Source organism: Rudaea sp. (assembly GCF_047601565.1).
Lineage (GTDB): Bacteria > Pseudomonadota > Gammaproteobacteria > Xanthomonadales > Rhodanobacteraceae > Rudaea.
Genome location: NZ_JASGIY010000001.1, coordinates 3,435,295 through 3,453,135 on the forward strand (window position 1 = coordinate 3,435,295; position 17,841 = coordinate 3,453,135).

The window sequence follows — 17,841 nt, forward strand, 5'->3', positions numbered from 1 at the left end:
GCGATCACCCCTTCAAAAGATTCTCAACGCGAATCAAGGCGGATGTTTAAAGACATGCAGGCGGATGAAGCCTTCTTCGGATTTTGCCCCATCCGCGTCATGCTTGTTCCACTCGCCCGCACCCGTGCCAAACGCTTTTATCTTTGCCTCACGCGGCGCGCAAGCCCCGCCAGCGACGCGCGCGCGCGTCGCGCAGCACGCGCCTGGCCCACAGGCTGGCGTCGTCGAGCAGCGAGTAGATCACCGGCAGCACGAGCAGGCTGACGATGGTCGAGAAGATCAGGCCGCCCGCGATCGCACGCGCCATCGGATAGTACGGCGGACCGTCGCCGCCGATGCCGGTGCGGCTGATGCACAGCGGCACCATGCCGAGGATGGCCGTGCCCATCGTCATCAGGATCGGGCGCAGGCGGTCCTTCGCGCCCTGGATCAGCGCGTCGACGCGATCCAGGCCCTCGTGGCGCAGCTGGTTGATGTGCACGATCATGACGATGCCGTTGTTGACCACGACGCCCATCAGGATCAGCACGCCGATGAAGGCCATGATCGAGAACGTCGTGCCGGTGATCCAGAACAGCCAGAACACGCCGAAGATCGAGAAGATGAACGTGGTCAGGATCGCGGCCGGATAGATCAGCGACTCGAACATCGCGCACATGACCACGTACACGAGCACGAGCGCGAGCACGAGGTTGAGCATCATCTTCGCCGCCGCGTTGTCGTCGCGGTCGAAGTTCTGGCCGAAGCTCCAACGGTAGCCCGGCGGCAACTGCACCCTGTTCATCACCTTCTCGATCTCTGCGCGCGCGTCGTTGCCGGTCTTGCCGTCGGCGAGATTGGCTTTGATCGAAAACGACGTCTGCCGGTTGCTGCGCTCGATCACCGACGAAGCGTTGCTCGTCGTCACCTGCACCATCGACATCAGTGGAATCTGCGTACCGTCGGAACGGCGCAGCTTGTAGTCGGAAAGGCTGTTGAGATCGCTCGCGTCGGCGCCGCGGAAGCGCATCCACACCTGCAACTGGTCCTGGCCGCTGTGATAGTCCTTGAGCTGGCCGCCGCGCAGCGCCACCGAGATGTACTGCGCCACGTCGTTGGCCGAGAAGCCATAGGCCCTGGCCTTCTCGCGGTCGACGCGGATCGCCAGCTCGCGGTTGCCGTTGTCCTGGTCGGCGCGCACGTCGCGCAGGCTGGGTAGCGATTTGAGGATCGGAATCACCGTCGCCGACAGATCGCGCAGCACCTGGCCGGAATCGCCGTTCAGGCTGAGCTGGATGCTGTTGTCGTTGCCGCCGTTGTTGTTGAAATCGAACACGATGTCGCCGATCGGCACCTTCGGCCCGTCCTTGCGGATCTTCTCCATGATCGCCTTGGTGTCGATCTTGCCGAGATCCTCGTCCTTGAACAGGATCGTGGTGAAGGTGTCGTTGCCGTCCTCGGCGTAACGGCTGTAGATATTCTTGATGTGGAATTCGTCGCGATGCGCGTTGAGGTAGGTCTCGACCGTATCGACGGAGCGCTTGAGTTCCGCCAGCGGATACATCGCGTTGAGCCGGTAACCGAGGAACAACTGGTCGCGGTCGCCGCTCGGGAACATGTCCATCTTCGTATGCGATGCCGGCAGCACGATGCTGACCACGAGCAGGCCGAGCAGCCCGAGCATGGTCCAGCGCCGATGGCGCAGCGTGCGCGCGACGAAATCGCCGTACGCCGCCTGCATGCGCGTGACCAATGTCTTGCGGCCGATGAATTTCGGCGGCGGCAGTTTCGCCGACAGCATCGGCACGAGGCTGACCGCGACCAGCCACGAGGCCAGGTGCGCGATCGCCATCGTCACCGCCACCTGGGTCAGGAACACGCTGATGTCGTCCTTCTCGCCGAACACCATCGGCAGGAACACGATCACGCTCGCGAGCGTGCCCGCGGCAATCGCGATGCCGACGACCTGGGTGCCCTGCACGGCGCAATACCAGGGCTTGTCGGGATACTTCTCGCGGTAGTGATAGATGCTTTCGACGACGACGACCGCGTTGTCGACGAGCATGCCGACCGCGAGCAGCAGGCCCATCATCGACAGGATGTTGAGGGTCATGCCGAAGAACTGCATGCAGCCCATGGTGATGACGAAGCAGATCGGGATCGCCAGCGACACCATCAGCGTCGACGGCCAGTCGCGCAGGAAGAAGAACAGCACGAGCACCGACAGCAGCGTGCCTTCGAGCCCCGCCTGGCCGAGCTGGCGCAGGCTTTCGGTGACGTTCTTCGCCTGGTTGCCGAGCGCGTAGATCTTGATCCCGCGCATTTCCGGCTGTTCGCGGATGCGGTCGACTTCCGCCATGACGCGCCGGCCGACCTCGACCAGGTTCGCGCTGCGTTCCTTCGAAATTTCCACGGCCACGGCCGGACGCTGGTCGAGATGGCGCGCATAGGTCAGGCGCGCGGGCATCACTTCGACGTTGGCGATGTCGGACAGCTTCAGGCCCTTGTCGTTGATCGCGAGGTCGCGGATTTCCTCGACGCTGTGCCACTCGCCCACCGGCTGGACGTGATAGCGCAAGGCGCCGTCCTTGACCAGCCCGCCCGAGGCGGAAAAATTCGCCGTATTGAGACGCTGGTACAGATCGTTGAGGCCGACGCCGGCGGCGGTCAGCCGATCGGCATCGATCTCGATGCGCACCTCGCGCTGGGCCACGCCTTCGATCTGCACGCGCGCCACGCCGGGCAGGCGCTCGAGCGGACGCTTGAGCGCACGGTCGAGCAGTTCGTAGGCGTTGGTCAGGTCGCGGTCGGACGAGATGCGCAACTGCAGCACCGGGCGATCGTTCGAGGCGAACTTGAACACGTTGTAGCGGAGCAGATCGCTCGGCAGGTCGGCGCGGATCGCATCGATCTTGCCGCGCGCCTCGACCGCCTTCACCGCCGTGTCCTGCCCCCACTTGAATTGCATCTGGATCTGCACGCCGTCCGCGCGCGTCAGCGAATCCATGCGCTGGATGCCGGTCAGCGTCGACAACGCCTCTTCGACCGGCCGCGTCACCGTGCGTTCGACCTCGCTCGGCGTCGAACCCTGGTACGGCAGGTCGACGACCATGAACGGAAACTGGATATCCGGCATCGATTCCAGCGGCAGGCGGAACGCGGCGATCAGGCCGATCACGGTCATCGACACGAACAGCATGATCGCCGTGACCGGGCGCTTGAGGCTCATTTCGGCGAGGGTCATGCGCTCGCTCCGGCGCGCTCCGGGTCGGTTGCTGCTTCGCTCACGGCACGGCTCCATGCGGCGCCATCGCGGCGGCGTCGAGCACCGCCCGCGCCTTGCGCTCGCCGCGCTCGCGATAGACCGCGTCGCTGCGCCGGTCGAGCAGGTTGTAGACGACCGGGATCACCACCAGGGTCAGCATCGTCGACACGGCGAGGCCGCCGATCACCGTGATCGCCATCGGCGCGCGCACTTCGGCACCGTCGCCCAGACCGATCGCGAGCGGCAGGAAGCCGAGCAGCGTGCACAGCGTCGTCATCGTGATCGGGCGCAGGCGCGACTCCGCCGCCTCGGCGATCGCATCGAGCTTGCGCACGCCCTCCTCGCGCAACTGGTTGACGCGGTCGATCAGCACGATCGCGTTCTTGACGACGATGCCGGCGAGCATGATCAGGCCGATGAACACGACCACGCTGAGCGGCGTGAACGTCAGCTTGAGCGCGAGCACCGCGCCGACCAGCGCGAGCGGAATCGAGAACATGATGACGAACGGATGCAGCAGCGATTCGAACTGCGAAGCCATGACGAGGTAGACGAGGAAGATCGCGAGCACGAGGGCGAAGATCAGCGAGTTGGTCGAAGCGTCGAGCTCTTCGCTCTGGCCGCCGATGTGCGTGGTCACGCCCGCCGCGAGCGGATTATCGGCAATGAGCTTGCGCACTTCGGCGACGGCGGTGCCGAGATCGCCGTAGTGCAGGTTCGCCGAGACGATCGCAACACGCTCCTGGCTGATGCGGTGGATCTCGCTCGGCCCCACCGTCGAGACGACGTCGGCGACCGCGGACAGGCGAATCGGCGCGCCGACCGTGTTGCCCGACGTCGCGTTGGAAGACGAGTTCGAGTTCGTATTGTTACCGGTGCCGGTGGACGCGCCGGTCGAGGCGCCGGCCGCGGTCGACGTGCCGGAGCTGCCCGAAGCGCCCGTCGCGCCGTTGCCCGCGGCGTTCGTGCCCGTGCTCGCCGCGCCGCTCTGGGCGAAGCCGACGATCAGGTTGCGGATGTCTTCGACCGAGCCGCGCTGGTTCTCCTGCGCGCGCACGAGCACGTCGATCTTGCGGTCGCGGAAACTGTAGCGCGTCGCGACCGAGCCCTTGACCTTGTTGACCACCTGGTCGGCGATCTGCTTCGTCGTCAGGCCGAGCGCGGCGGCGCGATCCTGGTCGAAGCGGATCTGGATCTCGGGGTAGCCGCCCTCGACGGTCGACTTCACGTCGGCGAAACGGTCCGAGGCATTCATCAAGCTAGTGAGCTTCTTGCCGGCTTTTTCGAGCGAGGCGAGATCGTAGCCGCGCAGTTCGATTTCCAGCGGCGTGGCAAAGCTGAACAGCTGCGGCCGCGAGAACTTCACTTCCGACCCCGGATGCGACCGCATGCTCGCGCGCAGCGCGTCGGTCGCGGCGCGCTCGCCCTTCTCGCCGGCGCCGTGCTTGAGCACGACGAGCAGGCGCGCGATGTTCTCGCCCGACTCGGTCGGCGTCGCGTCGAGGCGCGTGCCGGTGCCGCTGACGCCGTAGATCAATTCGATGTTCGGGTCCTTCGCGTTCGCGTTTTCCAGTTCCCTCACCAGCGCGTCGGTATCGGTCAGCGCCGTGCCCGGAGGCAGCTTCACCGTCATCTCGAAGCGGCCCTGCGCGAGCTGCGGAATCAGGTCCATGCCCAGCGTCGGAATCACGAGCACGCTGGCGACGAACGCGAGCGTGGCGAAACCGAGCACGAGCAACGGATGCGCCAGCGCCTTCGGCAGGAACGCGTGATAGGCGTGCGCCGCCGCGTTGTAGGGCATCATCACGAAGCGGCCGATCGTGCGCAGCAGCTTGCCGACCAACTTGCCGATCGTGCCGAACACCACGAACACGACGGTCGCGAACAGGCGCGGAATCCACTGGAAGAACACTCGCGAGACCGGCGAAACGATCTTCTTCACGGAGCGGCCGAAACGGCTGGTCGGCTGCCAGCCCTGCGAGGGCTCTTCCTCCTTGTACGCCAGCGGCGCGCGGCCCTTGAGCGAGGCCAGCATCGGGATCAGCGTCATCGCGACGATCAGCGAGATCAGCATCGCGAAGGTCACGGTCAGCGCCTGGTCGCGGAACAACTGGCCGCCGACGCCCTGCACGAACACGAGCGGGAAGAACACGGCGACCGTGGTCAGGGTCGAGGCGATCACCGCCATCGACACTTCCTTCGCGCCTTTCACCGAGGCTTCGAGAATGCTCGCGCCGTGCTCGCGCAGGCGCGCGATGTTCTCGAGCACGACGATCGAGTCGTCGACGACCATGCCCGTCGCGAGCGCGAGGCCGCCGAGCGACATCACGTTGAGGCTGACGTTCGCCTGGCCCATGAAGAAGAACGTCGTGATCAGCGAGATCGGCAGGCTCAGCGAGATGATGAACGTGCTCCACGAGTCGGCGAGGAAGAAGAAGATGATCAGGATCGCGAGCACGCCGCCGATGACCGCGTCGTTGCGCACGTCGTCGAGCGAGGACTGGATGAAGATCGATTGGTCGTCGATCGTGTCGAGCTTGGCGTTCGGCGGCAGGATGTCGTTGAGCTTGGCCAGCTGCTTCTTCACCGCACCGGCGACGCTCACCGTGTTGCCGTCGCCTTCCTTGTAGATCGCCAGCTCGATCGCCTCGTGACCGTCGACGCGCACGATGCCCTCGCGCTCCTTGAAGCCCTGCTTCACGTCGGCGATGTCCTTGAGGCGCACGGGCACGCCGTTGTCGACCTTGACGAGCAGGTTGCGCATCTCGTCGAGGTTGGCGAACTGGTTGACCGTGCGCACGAGGTAGCGCTGCGAGCCGTTCTCGATGCGACCGCCCGAGACGTTGACGTTCTCGTCGGTCAGGCGCTTGGTCACGTCGGCGATGTTGAGGTTGAGCTGGCGCAGCTTCTGCTGGTCGATGTCGACGTCGACCTGGTCCTCGAGGCCGCCGCCGACCTTGACCGCGGCGACGCCCGCGGTCGGCTCGAGGCGCTTCTTCAGCTCGTCGTCGGCGAAGCGGCGCAGTTGCTTCAGCTGCGCTTCGTTGACCTCGGCCTTCTTGTCCTTGTCGCCGCTCATCGACAGCGACAGGCGCATGATCGGGTCGGTCGACGGATTGAAGCGCAGCAGCACCGGCTTCTTCGCATCGAGCGGCAACTGCAGCGTATCGAGCTTGTCGCGCACGTCGAGGCCGGCCTGGTCCATGTTCGTGCCCCAGGCGAATTCGAGGATCACGTCGGATTGGCCGGTGCGCGAGACCGAATGGATCTTGCGCAGGTTCTTGACCACGCCGATCGCCTCCTCGACCGGCTGCGAAATCAGGTTCTCGATTTCGAGCGGCGCGGCGCCCTCGTACTCGGTGCGCACGGTCAGGGTCGGATAGGTCAGGTCCGGCAGCAGGTTGACCTTGAGCCCGAACAGCGCGATGAGTCCGAACAGGACGAAGGTGAGCGTGACCATGCCGACGGTTACGCGCCGTCGGGTCGCGAGTTCGACGATGTTCATGGATCAAGCCTTCTTTTCTTCGGCCGACTTCTGCGCGAGCTGTTTGTCCTCGTTGTCGACGTTGAGCACCTGCACGGCGGTGCCGTCGCGCACGGCGTTGCGGCCGACCGTGATCACCCGCGTGCCTTCGTCGATGCCGGAGCGGATTTCGACCTTGTCGCCGTCGCTGTAGCCGACCTTGACCAGTTTGCGGTGCGCGACGAGGCCCGGCGCGACCGGCTTGGCGTCGCTCTTGCCGCCATCGGCCACCTTGGCCTCGGGCTTCTTCGTACCGTCCTTCTTGTCGTCGGCAGGCTTGTCCGGCGCCTTCTCGACGACGAACACGGCCGTTTCGCCGTCTTCTTCGATGAGCGCGGAACGCGGCACGGTCAGCGCGTCGGCGCGCTGGTCGTAGACGATGCCGACGCGACCGAACATGCCGGGCTTGAGCGTGCCGCTCTTGTCGCGGAACTCGCAGGTCACGCGGAACGTGCCGCTGCTCGAATCGACCACCGGCGCGATGCGCAGGATGTTGCCGGTGAACTTCTGCCCGGGCAGCGCATCGGCGTCAAGCGTCACCGGCTGTCCGGCCTTGAGGATGCCGAGCTGGCGTTCGGGCACGTTGAGCACGGCCTGCAGCGGATCCATGCCGACGATGCGGAACAGGTTCTGATTGGTCTGGATCAGGTTGCCGAGCTTGACCGAACGCTCGGCGATGACGCCGTCGACCGGCGCCACGATCATAGTGAACTGCAGGTTGAGGCGCGCTTCCTCGTAGGCCGCGCGCAGATTCTGCATGTTGTACTTGGCCTGGTCGAAGTCCTTCTGCGCGATCAGTTGCTTCTGGATCGCCTTTTCGTTGTAGGTGAAGCTGGCGTCGGCGGCGCGCATCTGCGCCTCGGCCTGGGCGAGCTTGGCGCGCGCGGTGTCCTGTTCGAGCTGGGCGAGCACCTGCCCGGCCTTGACCGACTGGCCTTCCTCGACGAACAGCTTGATCAGCACGCCCGACGTTTTCGCAGCGACCTGCGCTTCATGATCGGCGACCAGCGTTGCCGTGCCGTTGTAGCTCGCCGCGATTTGTCCGCGCGCCGCGCGCGCGACCTCCACCGGCACCGCGTTGACGACCTCGGGCTTGGCGTCCTTGGCCTGGGCCGGACTGCCACCGCCGCAAGCGGAGAGCGACAGGGAAATCAGCCCGACGCACGCCAGAATCGTGCTGAATTTCAAAGATTTTTCATTTATTTTCATGGAGTTGTTCGGCAGGCGGGGATTGAGTAAAGAATCGGGTTGTTGCTATGGTGTTATACTAGACTACACCACCAAACATTTAACATCCCCCAGAAGTCATGATTGTCCGAACGGCATATGTCCCGAGTCGGGCAATCTCGAGGGCATTCGCTTGCGGCACCGTCCTTGCCCTTCGTCCGACCGCGGCCCGATGGATGCAGTCTGCGCACAAAACGTTGCAGATGTAAGCGTCGATAGTCATGCGCGGCGGTCCGCCGGCGGAATGTTCAGCCCTGGTTCGGTATTGCAGGCCGCACTTTTTCGTTCCGGCGGTGCGGCAAAATCCACATGTATACAATGCCGGCAACGGCGGCGGTTTTCCCGGCTTCGGCGGCACGCACGAGGGCGTGGCGGCAGCGCGCCGGGCGACCTTCGTCCGCTGGATGAACGAGCGCGGGCGTTGCTATACTCTCGCGCCATTCCTCCCCGTAGCCGGCCCCGAAAACATGACGAAAACGAAGCTTGCCTGCGCCCTGATCGCCCTGACCGCGGCATTTGCCGCGTCCGTTTTCGCCGCCGACGCGCCCAAGGGCGATGCCAAGGCCGGCAAAGCGCTGGTCTACACCTGCGGCGGTTGCCACGGCGTCACCGGCTACATGAATGCCTACCCGAACTACCACGTGCCGCGCATCGGCGGCCAGAACTACGACTACCTCGTCGCCGCGCTGACCGCATACAAGACCGGCGAGCGGGCGCATCCGACCATGCGCGCACAGGCCGAGAGCCTGTCCGACGAGGACATCAGGAACATCGCCACGTTCCTTTCGAGCATTTCCGCCCAGTGACCCGCCCCGAGGATAGCCCCGTCATGAAATTCGCCCCTGCCTTCCTCGTCGTTTGCGGTTTCGCACTCGCCACCGCGCACGCGCAGCCGATCCCGCTGGAAAAGGTGAAGGAGAAAGCCGCCACTTGCGCGGCCTGCCACGGCGCCGATGGCAATGCCTCCACGGCGCTGTATCCGCGTCTGGCCGGCCAGTACCACGACTACCTGGCGCGCGCGCTGCACGAGTACAAATCCGGCGAGCGCAAGAACCCGATCATGGCCGGCATGGCCGCGCCGCTCAGCGACGCCGAGATCGATGCGCTCTCGCACTATTACGCCGAAATGCCGACCAAGCTCGACGATTTGTCGAAGCACGAGCAGGGCAATTGATCTTGCTCGTCATCCCCGCGCGCTTTTGGCGGGAATGACGATTTTTTGCCTCCGCATTCCTCGATTCGGGCGAGAGTCTCATCCCACGGCACTCGCACCGCTGCCATTGCGGAAATACGGATTGCTCCCACTGGCATGGTCGGTCGCATCGCGCACCGCGGTGATCTCGGGGAAATGGCCGCGCAGGGTCTTCTCGATGCCCTGCTTCAAAGTCACGTCGGCCATGCCGCAGCCGTGGCAGCCGCCGCCGAACTGCAACAGCACGACGCCTTCCGCATCGACTTCGACGAGCCGCACGCGGCCGCCGTGCGCGGCGATCTGCGGGTTGATTTCGCTTTCGAGAACGTATTGCACGCGATCGGCGAGCGGCGCGTCTGCGCCGGGCACGCTGCCTTTGATGTGCGGGGCGCGGATCGTGAGCTGGCCGCCGGTCGCGTTGACCTGGTAATCCACTTCGGCGTCGGCCAGCCAATGCGCGCTGGCCGCGTCGATGTGGACGGCGAATCCGTCGCACTCGATGCGCGCTTCGTCGCCGGCGAGGTCGCCGGCGACGGCGTATTCGAGCACGCAGTCCGCCTTCGGCGTACCGGCGTTGACCGCCTTCATGCGGATGCCGAGGCCTTCGATGTCCTGCTGCGCGAGCAGTTGGCGGAAATAATTCTTCGCGCTGTCGGAAATACGGATCATGGTTTGGGCAATGGCATACGGTTTTGAATAAGGACCATTGTAGTCCTCATTCGCCGCAAAGGCTTAAGGTCGGGTCACTGGTGGTGGCGAAATCGCGGCGTTGGTGATGCAATGGCAACATCGATTCCCCAACCACCACGCCCATGTCCAATGCAGCCGTCAACTTCGCCGAACTCGCCGCAGCGAAATGCGTTTCCCTGAAAGGTTCGGAGAACGCGGTGCCGCTCGAGCAAGTAAAGACATGGCTCGCCGCGTTACCCGGCTGGAACCTCGGACCGAACGACACCGACATCCGCAAGGAATTCCGCTTCCCCGATTTCGTCCGCGCTCTCGCCTTCGTCAATGCGCTCGGCTACGTCGCTGAACGCGAGAACCATCATCCCGATCTCGAACTCGGCTGGGGCCGCGTGCTCGTGCGTTTCTCGACGCACGATGTCGGCGGGCTGTCGCGCAATGATTTTGTTTGTGCCGCGAAGACCGAGGCGCTAATGGCCTAGCTCGGCCTGCCCTTCCTCGACCCGCCGCGCGGCAACGCATCGAGTACCGCCGCAAGATCAGGCGCGAGCGGCGCCGAGAAGCTGTAGCTCTTGCCACCGAGATCGAATTCGAATCGCGCCGCGTGCAGGAACAGGCGCCTCAAGCCGACGCCGCGCATGTTCTGGTTGAACCCCTTCTCGCCGTACTTCTCGTCGCCCGCGAGCGGATGACCGACGTGCTCGGCATGGACGCGGATCTGGTGCGTGCGCCCGGTGAACAACGTCACTTCGGCCAGACTCGCCTCGGCGAAGATGTCGACGACGTGGAAGCGCGTCAGCGACGGCTTGCCGTCGTCGGCAACGCGCACCATGCGCTCGCCGCCTTGCAGGATGGACTTGCGCAGCGGCGCGTTGACGTCGAAGCGTGCCTTGTGCGTGTGGCCCTTGAGCAGGGCGAGGTATTGCTTGGTCGTACGGTTCTCGCGGATCAGGTCTTGCAGTCCGGTCAACGCGGAACGCTTCCTGGCGAAGACGAGCACGCCGCTAGTGTCGCGGTCGAGGCGGTGCGCGAGTTCGAGCGTTTCGTCCGGCCGCGCCGCACGCAGCAGTTCGATCGCGCCGAAGGTGACGCCGCTGCCGCCGTGGCTGGCGACGCCCGAGGGCTTGTCGATGACGAGGAAATCGCGGTCCTCGAAAATGATCGTACGTTCGATCTGCTCGATCGAGGCCACGGGCGGCGCGGCTCCTCCACCCGGCTCGGCCGTGCGCACGGGCGGGATGCGGACCTGGTCGCCCGCGGCCAGACGCACGCCTTGCTTGGCGCGTTTGCCGTTGATCCGCACCTGGCCGGTACGCATGATGCGGTAGATCAGGCTTTTCGGCACGCCCTTGAGCTGGCCGATCAGGAAATTGTCGATGCGCTGGCCATCGCGGTCGTCGGAAACCTGAACGAAACGCACACCAACGCCCGTCCCGCCGCCTTGTTTGGCTTCGTTTTCACCACAGGATTCAGCTCGATCTGGCCTTGCAAGATTCATTGAAGTTCGCGTCCGAATTGGATTTTTTGCCGGTCATTCGATACAATCGGGACGTACCGTGCGTCCTGGGCCGGCTATGCCGGCCGCAATGACGCACTCGTTCAGCTACGCCCTTCGTGCACGGATGCGGGCCTCCAGTGGAGCCCATCTGGCCGCACATAGGAATCGTAACGGTTCGAGTCGAGAATTGCCCGAAAGTCGGCAAGACCTTCGGGGGTTTGCGGCGGTACAGCAAGGGCTATGTTTAACGCCAGGCGCGGCTGAAACGCGCCGGCAAGAAGCGCTCCCGTGGACGCGTACCCAAGCCCACGGTCGACGCGACGCCATCGCTGCCATCGTTTCATCGAGCTGGCGCGCAGGCGTTGCGACGCGTAAGCGGTCGAGCGCGTTGAGGATGTAAAAATGAAGCGCATGTTGATCAACGCGACTCAGCGTGAAGAGTTGCGCGTGGCCATCGTCGATGGCCAGTCGCTCTACGATCTCGACATCGAGATCCCCTCCAAAGAGCAGAAAAAGGCCAATATCTACAAGGGCCGCATCACCCGGGTCGAACCCTCGCTCGAAGCCTGTTTCATCGAATACGGCGCGGAACGCCACGGCTTCCTGCCGATGAAGGAAATCTCGCGCGAGTATTTCCAGCCCGGCGTCGACCACAACCGCGCCGGCATCCGCGAACTGCTCAAGGAAGGCCAGGAACTGCTGGTCCAGGTCGAGAAGGAAGAACGCGGCAACAAGGGCGCCGCCCTGACCACGTTCATCTCGCTCGCCGGCCGCTACCTCGTGCTGATGCCGAACAACCCGCGCGCAGGCGGCGTGTCGCGCCGCATCGAGGGCGACGACCGCGCCAACCTCAAGGAAGAACTCGACAAGCTCAGCCTGCCCGACGAGATGGGCCTGATCATCCGCACCGCCGGCGTCGGCCGCGACGCGGAAGAACTGCAATGGGACCTCGATTACCTGCTGCAGGTGTGGAAGGCGATTTCCGAGGCGGCCGTCAGCCGCCCCGCCCCGTTCCTGATCTACCAGGAATCCAAGCTCATCATCCGCGCGCTGCGCGACTACCTGCGCAACGACATCGGCGAGATCCTGATCGACAGCCCCGAGCTGTACAACGACGCGCGCGAGTTCGTGCAGCAGGTCATGCCGAACAACCTGCGCAAGCTCAAGCTCTACCAGGAGACGGTGCCGCTGTTCTCGCGCTACCAGATCGAGACGCAGATCGAGAACGCGTTCGAGCGTAACGTGCGTCTGCCGTCCGGCGGCTCGATCGTCGTCGACCAGACCGAAGCCTTGACCGCGATCGACGTCAACTCGTCGAAGGCGACCAAGGGCTCGGATATCGAGGACACCGCGTTCAACACCAATCTCGAAGCCGCGGTCGAAGTCGCGCGCCAGTTGCGCCTGCGCGATGCCGGCGGCCTCATCGTGATCGACTTCATCGACATGGAAAACCCGCGCCACCAGCGCGACGTCGAGGAAAAGCTCAAGGACGCGCTGCGCTTCGACCGCGCGCGCGTGCAGGTCGGCCGCATCTCGCGCTTCGGCCTGCTCGAAATGTCGCGCCAGCGCCTGCGCCCGAGCCTCGGCGAGTCGACGCAGACGGTGTGCCCACGCTGCGAAGGCCACGGCCGCATCCGCAGCGTCGAATCGCTCTCGCTGTCGGTGCTGCGCCTGGTCGAAGAGCAGGCGATGAAGGAAAAGACCGGCCAGGTGCTCGTGCAGGCGCCGCATGCGATCGCCAACTTCTTGCTCAACGAGAAGCGCAAGAGCATCGTCGAGATCGAACAGCGCCACGACGTGCCGATCATCGTCGTCGCCGACGACAAGCTCGAAACGCCGCATTTCGAGATCACCCGGATCAAGGGCAACGAACTCGGCAGCGAGAACAAGCCGAGCTACGAGCGCCTGACCCCGGTCGTCTCTGCACCGCCGCCGCAAGTGGCCAAGCCGGGCGATGAGCCGGAAAAACCCGCCGTGTCGGGCATCGTGCCGGCCAATCCCGCGCCGGTGCGCGTCGAAGTCGAGGCGCCGCCCGCACCGCCTGTCGAGGCGCCGGTTGCGCCCGCGAAGGTCCCGCAAGGCTTCTTCGCACGCATCGCCGCCCTGTTCACCGGCGGCCCCGCTCCTGCCTCCACCGCCCCGGCGGTCGAGGAACGCAAGCCGGCGAATGGGCCACGCCAGCGCGACGTGCGCGGCAACGAGTCGCGCCAGCAACAGCGCAGTCGTGGCGACGCGCCGCGCGGTCAGCAGAATCCGCAGCGCGCTCGCAACGAGAATCGCCGCGACTCTCGCCAGGACAATCGCCCGCGCGGCGAAGGCCGCCCGCAGCAGCAGAACGCGAACCCGGTGCAAAACCGCCGACCTGACCGCCCCACCCCGCCGCCGCCGCCGTCGCGCAGCACGCCACCCGCCGCGACCAGCGGTACGGCAGCGGTCCAACGCGAGCCGCGCCCGTCCGTCGTCGCAGCGCCGACAGACGCTGCGGTCGAAAAACCCATAGTCCCGATCGTCACCGGAACCTCAACGGATGCAGCGGCATCGAATCCGGTGGAGACGAAAGCGAATCCGGCTTCGCCCGAGGGCGAAGCCACACGTTCGCGCCGCCGCGGTCGGCGCGGCGGCCGTCGCCGCCGTCGCGGCGAGGGCGAAGCCGGCGTAGCGGCCGGCAGTGCCGTCGTCGGCACCGACATCGTGCTCGATTTCGACGACGAAGACGATGTTCCTTCCGCGACACCGCGCGCCGCCACGGCTCCGGTCGCGGTGGCCGTAGCGCCCATGATCGACGATGCGTCGCCGTCCGGCACGCCGCACGTACCTGCGGAAGCTCCGCGGCAACCGGCGACCATCGCCGCACCGACCCAGCAGGCGCTGCCGATCGCCCACGTGCCGCCCTCACCCTCGGCCGAGGCTCCGATCGCCGACAAACCTGCCGCCGTTCCGTCCGCCGCTCCCGCGAACGCCGAACTGCCGTTCGCACCGGTACTGGAAGAAAAAACCGCAGCGAGCGCCGCCGCGTCGACACCGGCCGCCGTCCCCAAGATGCAGCCGCCCGCGCCCGTATCGACGCCGAATTTCAACGACCTCGTCGCGACGAAAGAGGTAGTGCCGTTGCACGTGCACATCGAACGCGCGCTGGCGGAACTGCGCGATACGCCAGCATCGAAGCCGGGCACAGAGCCGCCGAAACCGACCAGCGAAAACCCGTAGCCACGGACAGCATGCCGACGAAAACGCCCCTCGATCCGGGGCGTTTTCGTATCGTTTCCGCGACCGGGTGCTACTGCGTTTCGCGTCGGGGCTTGTCCATCAAACCGTGCGCGGTAGCGAGGTGGGTCAGGGCCACGACGTTGTCGATTTCGAGCTTCTCGAACAGGCGGTATTTGTAGGTGGCTACCGTTTTCTCGCTGAGCTTCAGGCGGTCGCCGATCTGCTTCGCGGCCATGCCTCGCGCCAGCATCATCGCCACTTCGAGTTCGCGCGTGGACAATTCTTCGAACGGCGATCCGCCGTTGCCGAGCGCATTGCCGAGCGCGAGCTGCTGCGCCACGTCGCCGCTGAGATAGCGCCGCCCGTCGGCGATTTGCCGGATCGCCTTGACCAGCTCGTCCGCCGGGCAGCCTTTGGTGAGATAGCCGCTCGCTCCGGCCTCGAGCAGGCGGCGCGGGAACGGCGCGTCGCTCGCCATGGTCAGGACCGCGACGCGCGTGGCGAGCTTGCTGCGGCGCACGCGTTCGGTCACTTCGATGCCGTTGACGTTGGGCATGTGCAGGTCGACGAGAGCGACGTCGGGTTTGAGTTTGCGGATCAATTGCAGGCCGGCTTCGCCGTCGTCCGCCTCGCCGACGACCTCCATGTCCGGCTGCTTCTCGAGAATCATGCGCAAGCCCGCGCGCACGAGAGCATGGTCGTCCATCATCACGATGCGGATCATAAAAGCCCCTCCCCTGGCTGTCCCCGACTTTTACGTTACTGCGGCGAAAGCGACTTTACAAGGAACGCCTCACGCGAGCGCAAATCCGCAACCGTTGGCCAACTCCAGGAATCCCGGGAACGACGTCGCCACATTGGCGCAGTCGAGTACGCGCACGGGGCCGTCGGCGAGGAGGCCGGCAATGCAGAAGCTCATCGCGCAGCGGTGGTCGCCGGTGCTGTCCGCTTCGCCGGAATCAAGCGCGCCGCCTTCGATGATCGCCCCGTCCGGCGTTTCCTCGATCTTCGCGCCGAGCGCGCTCAGCCCCTTCGCCATCACCGCGATGCGATCGGATTCCTTGACCCGCAGTTCCGCCGCTCCGGCCACACGCGTCGTGCCTTGCGCCGCTGCCGCGGCAACGAACAGCGCGGGGAATTCGTCGATCATGTCCGGCACGAGCTCGACCGGCACGTCGATGCCGTGCAGCGGCACATGGCGCACGACGAGGTCGGCGATGGCCTCGCCGCCGGCCTCGCGCGCGTTCGTCTCGCGGATGTCCGCGCCCATCAGGCGCAGCGCCTGCAGCAAGCCCGTGCGGCGCGGATTCATGCCGACGTCGCGCAAGGTCAGTTCCGATTCGGACACGATGCTCGCGGCGACGAGGAAGAACGCCGCCGAAGAAAAATCCGCCGGCACGACGACGTCGGTTGCGCGCAGGCGATGGCCGCCGGAGAGCTGAGCATGGCCTTCGCAAAACTCGATCGGCCAGCCGAACGCGCGCAGCATGCGCTCGGTGTAGTCCCGCGTCGGATGCGGCTCGCGCACCCGCGTTTCGCCCTGCGCGTACAGCCCGGCGAGAAGCAGCGCCGATTTCACCTGCGCGCTCGCAACCGGCAGCGTGTAGTCGATGCCTTGCAGCTTGCGGCTGCCGGAAATGCTCAGCGGTGGCAGGCCGCCTCCGTTCGATTCGATCTTCGCACCCATTTTCGCGAGCGGATCGATCACGCGCCGCATCGGTCGCTTCGACAAGGATTCGTCGCCGATCAAGGTCGTATCGAATTTCTGCCCCGCCAGCAGCCCGGCGAGCAGGCGCATGCCGGTGCCCGCGTTGCCGCAGTCGATCGGCGCGGCGGGCGCCTTCAGTCCGTCGATGCCGACGCCATGCACGACCCGCTCGCTCGCACTCGGCGTGTCGATGCGCACGCCCATCTGCGTGAACGCACGTGCGGTCGCGCGCGTGTCCTCGCCTTCGAGAAATCCGCTGATGCGCGAAACGCCGTCGGCGAGCGAGGCGAACATGACCGCGCGGTGCGAGATCGATTTGTCGCCGGGAACGCGGATTTCGCCGTGCAGCGGGCCCGCGGGGGAACTCGTCCAGGTCAGTGCATTCGCGCCATTCGACATTACAGCACCGCCACCGGATACGAGCCGAGAACCTTGATTTGCGCCGCATGCGCTTTCAGTTCGGCCAGCGCGGCCTTCATCGGCGGATCGTCGATATGCCCGGCGAGGTCGATGAAGAACGCATATTCCCAGTTCGCATGGTGCGAGGGGCGCGATTCGATGCGGCTCATCGACACGCCGTGGCGCGCGAACGGGCTGAGCACGTTGAACAGCGCGCCGGGCTGGTCCTTGATCGACACGAGCACCGAGGTGCGGTCGTGCCCGCTCGACGGGAAAATCTGGCGGCCGAGGACGAGGAAGCGCGTGGTGTTGTCGTCGCGGTCCTGGATCGGGCTGACGACCACTTTCTTCAAGCCGTAGACGTGCCCCGCGGCTTCGCCCGCGATCGCCGCCGCATCATCGGCGTTGCGCGCGCGGCGCGCGGCCTCAGCATTACTCGACACCGGAATCTTCTCGGCTTTCGGCAAATTGGCGCGCAGCCAAGCCTTGGTCTGCGCGAACGACTGCGGATGCGAATAGATGCGCTCGATATCCTCGATATGCCCGGAGCGCGACAGCAGGAACTGGCGCACGCGCAGTTCCACCTCGCCGCAGAATCTTCAGGTTCGAGGTTAGGAACATGTCGAGCGTGATCTGGATCGTGCCCTGCCCCGAGTTCTCGACCGGGACGACGCCGAAATCGGCATGCCCTGCCTCGACCTCCTGGAACACTTCCTCGATGCTCGCCAGCGGCAGGCCGTGCGCCGAGCCGCCGAAATGCTTGCGCATCGCCTGCTCGCTGAACGTGCCCTCGGGGCCGAGATAGCCGATCTTCAGCGGTTCCTGCTGGGCGAGGCAGGCCGACATGATCTCGCGGAACACGTGCACGAGCACCTCGTCGGCGAGCGGCCCGTGATTGCGGTCGATCACCATGCGCAGCACCTGCGCCTCGCGCTCGGGCCGGTAGTAGTCGACCGCCGCCTTGAGCGGCCCTTTGGCCTTGCCGACCTGCTGCGCCCAGCCGGCGCGCTCGGCGATCAGTTCCTGGATCTGCCGGTCGATGCCGTCGATGCGCGTGCGCGCCTGGGCGAGATCGGGTGCCGGCGCGGGCTTCTTCGTTTTGGTTTTCTTGTTCGTCATGGGGAATGCCAGATCAAAAACCATTTGCCGCAAAAGACGC

Annotated in this window: 10 protein-coding genes and 3 pseudogenes; 4 read left to right on the forward strand and 9 right to left on the reverse strand. The window is 65.4% G+C overall.

The features are described from left to right. Positions 1–148: 148 nt before the first annotated feature. The 4 genes and pseudogenes from QM741_RS15205 to QM741_RS15220 form a co-directional block, all read right to left on the reverse strand. A complete protein-coding gene (locus tag QM741_RS15205) occupies positions 149–3,223 on the reverse strand; it encodes an efflux RND transporter permease subunit (protein ID WP_415208502.1) in 3,075 nt (1,024 codons plus the stop codon). A 40-nt stretch (positions 3,224–3,263) separates the two neighbouring features. Beyond that, positions 3,264–4,106: pseudogene (locus tag QM741_RS15210) on the reverse strand (efflux RND transporter permease subunit); the annotation flags it as partial. A gap of 138 nt (positions 4,107–4,244) precedes the next feature. Next, positions 4,245–6,743 (reverse strand): annotated as a pseudogene (locus QM741_RS15215) (efflux RND transporter permease subunit); the annotation flags it as partial. 9 nt (positions 6,744–6,752) lie between these two features. Further along, complete coding sequence (locus tag QM741_RS15220) at positions 6,753–7,955, reverse strand: efflux RND transporter periplasmic adaptor subunit (RefSeq protein WP_415208503.1); 1,203 nt, start codon at positions 7,953–7,955, stop codon at positions 6,753–6,755. Between the two features lie 506 nt (positions 7,956–8,461). On the opposite strand from QM741_RS15220, the gene QM741_RS15225 reads away from it, so the two are divergent. Next, on the forward strand, positions 8,462–8,800 hold the full coding sequence (locus QM741_RS15225) for a c-type cytochrome (RefSeq protein ID WP_415209139.1): 339 nt from the start codon (positions 8,462–8,464) through the stop codon (positions 8,798–8,800). 23 nt (positions 8,801–8,823) lie between these two features. Further along, entirely contained in the window at positions 8,824–9,168 is a 345-nt protein-coding gene (locus tag QM741_RS15230) for a c-type cytochrome (protein ID WP_415208504.1), read from the forward strand. 78 nt (positions 9,169–9,246) lie between these two features. On the opposite strand, the gene QM741_RS15235 is transcribed toward QM741_RS15230, so the two are convergent. Beyond that, positions 9,247–9,855, reverse strand: coding sequence for an NfuA family Fe-S biogenesis protein (locus QM741_RS15235; protein WP_415208505.1), 609 nt, complete (start codon positions 9,853–9,855; stop codon positions 9,247–9,249). A 143-nt stretch (positions 9,856–9,998) separates the two neighbouring features. Between QM741_RS15235 and QM741_RS15240 the strand changes: the two genes are divergently transcribed. After that, positions 9,999–10,352, forward strand: a complete 354-nt coding sequence (locus QM741_RS15240) for a 4a-hydroxytetrahydrobiopterin dehydratase (protein ID WP_415208506.1) — start codon at positions 9,999–10,001, stop codon at positions 10,350–10,352. On the opposite strand, the gene QM741_RS15245 is transcribed toward QM741_RS15240, so the two are convergent. Further along, a complete protein-coding gene (locus QM741_RS15245) occupies positions 10,349–11,290 on the reverse strand; it encodes an RluA family pseudouridine synthase (protein WP_415208507.1) in 942 nt (313 codons plus the stop codon). The two genes, QM741_RS15240 and QM741_RS15245, sit on opposite strands and share 4 nt — an antisense overlap. Positions 11,291–11,770: 480 nt before the next feature. On the opposite strand from QM741_RS15245, the gene rne reads away from it, so the two are divergent. Next, positions 11,771–14,575, forward strand: a complete 2,805-nt coding sequence (gene rne, locus QM741_RS15250) for a ribonuclease E (RefSeq protein ID WP_415208508.1) — start codon at positions 11,771–11,773, stop codon at positions 14,573–14,575. A gap of 70 nt (positions 14,576–14,645) precedes the next feature. Here rne and QM741_RS15255 read toward each other — a convergent pair whose 3' ends face one another. The 3 genes and pseudogenes from QM741_RS15255 to pheA form a co-directional block, all read right to left on the reverse strand. Next, positions 14,646–15,299 carry a response regulator gene (locus QM741_RS15255; protein ID WP_415208509.1) on the reverse strand — a complete coding sequence of 218 codons (654 nt, stop codon included), beginning with the start codon at positions 15,297–15,299 and terminating at the stop codon, positions 14,646–14,648. A 69-nt stretch (positions 15,300–15,368) separates the two neighbouring features. Beyond that, a complete protein-coding gene (gene aroA, locus QM741_RS15260) occupies positions 15,369–16,682 on the reverse strand; it encodes a 3-phosphoshikimate 1-carboxyvinyltransferase (RefSeq protein ID WP_415208510.1) in 1,314 nt (437 codons plus the stop codon). Beyond that, positions 16,682–17,825: pseudogene (gene pheA / locus QM741_RS15265) on the reverse strand (prephenate dehydratase). Before pheA ends, aroA begins: the two are co-directional and overlap by 1 nt. Positions 17,826–17,841 lie beyond the last annotated feature (16 nt).

Coding starts and splice junctions, on each gene's coding strand:
- QM741_RS15205 (WP_415208502.1), bottom strand. CDS start 3,223: ATGACCCTCGCCGAAATGAGCCTCAAGCGCCCGGTCACGGCGATCATG.
- QM741_RS15225 (WP_415209139.1), top strand. CDS start 8,462: ATGACGAAAACGAAGCTTGCCTGCGCCCTGATCGCCCTGACCGCGGCA.
- QM741_RS15230 (WP_415208504.1), top strand. CDS start 8,824: ATGAAATTCGCCCCTGCCTTCCTCGTCGTTTGCGGTTTCGCACTCGCC.
- QM741_RS15235 (WP_415208505.1), bottom strand. CDS start 9,855: ATGATCCGTATTTCCGACAGCGCGAAGAATTATTTCCGCCAACTGCTC.
- QM741_RS15240 (WP_415208506.1), top strand. CDS start 9,999: ATGTCCAATGCAGCCGTCAACTTCGCCGAACTCGCCGCAGCGAAATGC.
- rne (WP_415208508.1), top strand. CDS start 11,771: ATGAAGCGCATGTTGATCAACGCGACTCAGCGTGAAGAGTTGCGCGTG.
- QM741_RS15255 (WP_415208509.1), bottom strand. CDS start 15,299: ATGATCCGCATCGTGATGATGGACGACCATGCTCTCGTGCGCGCGGGC.
- aroA (WP_415208510.1), bottom strand. CDS start 16,682: ATGTCGAATGGCGCGAATGCACTGACCTGGACGAGTTCCCCCGCGGGC.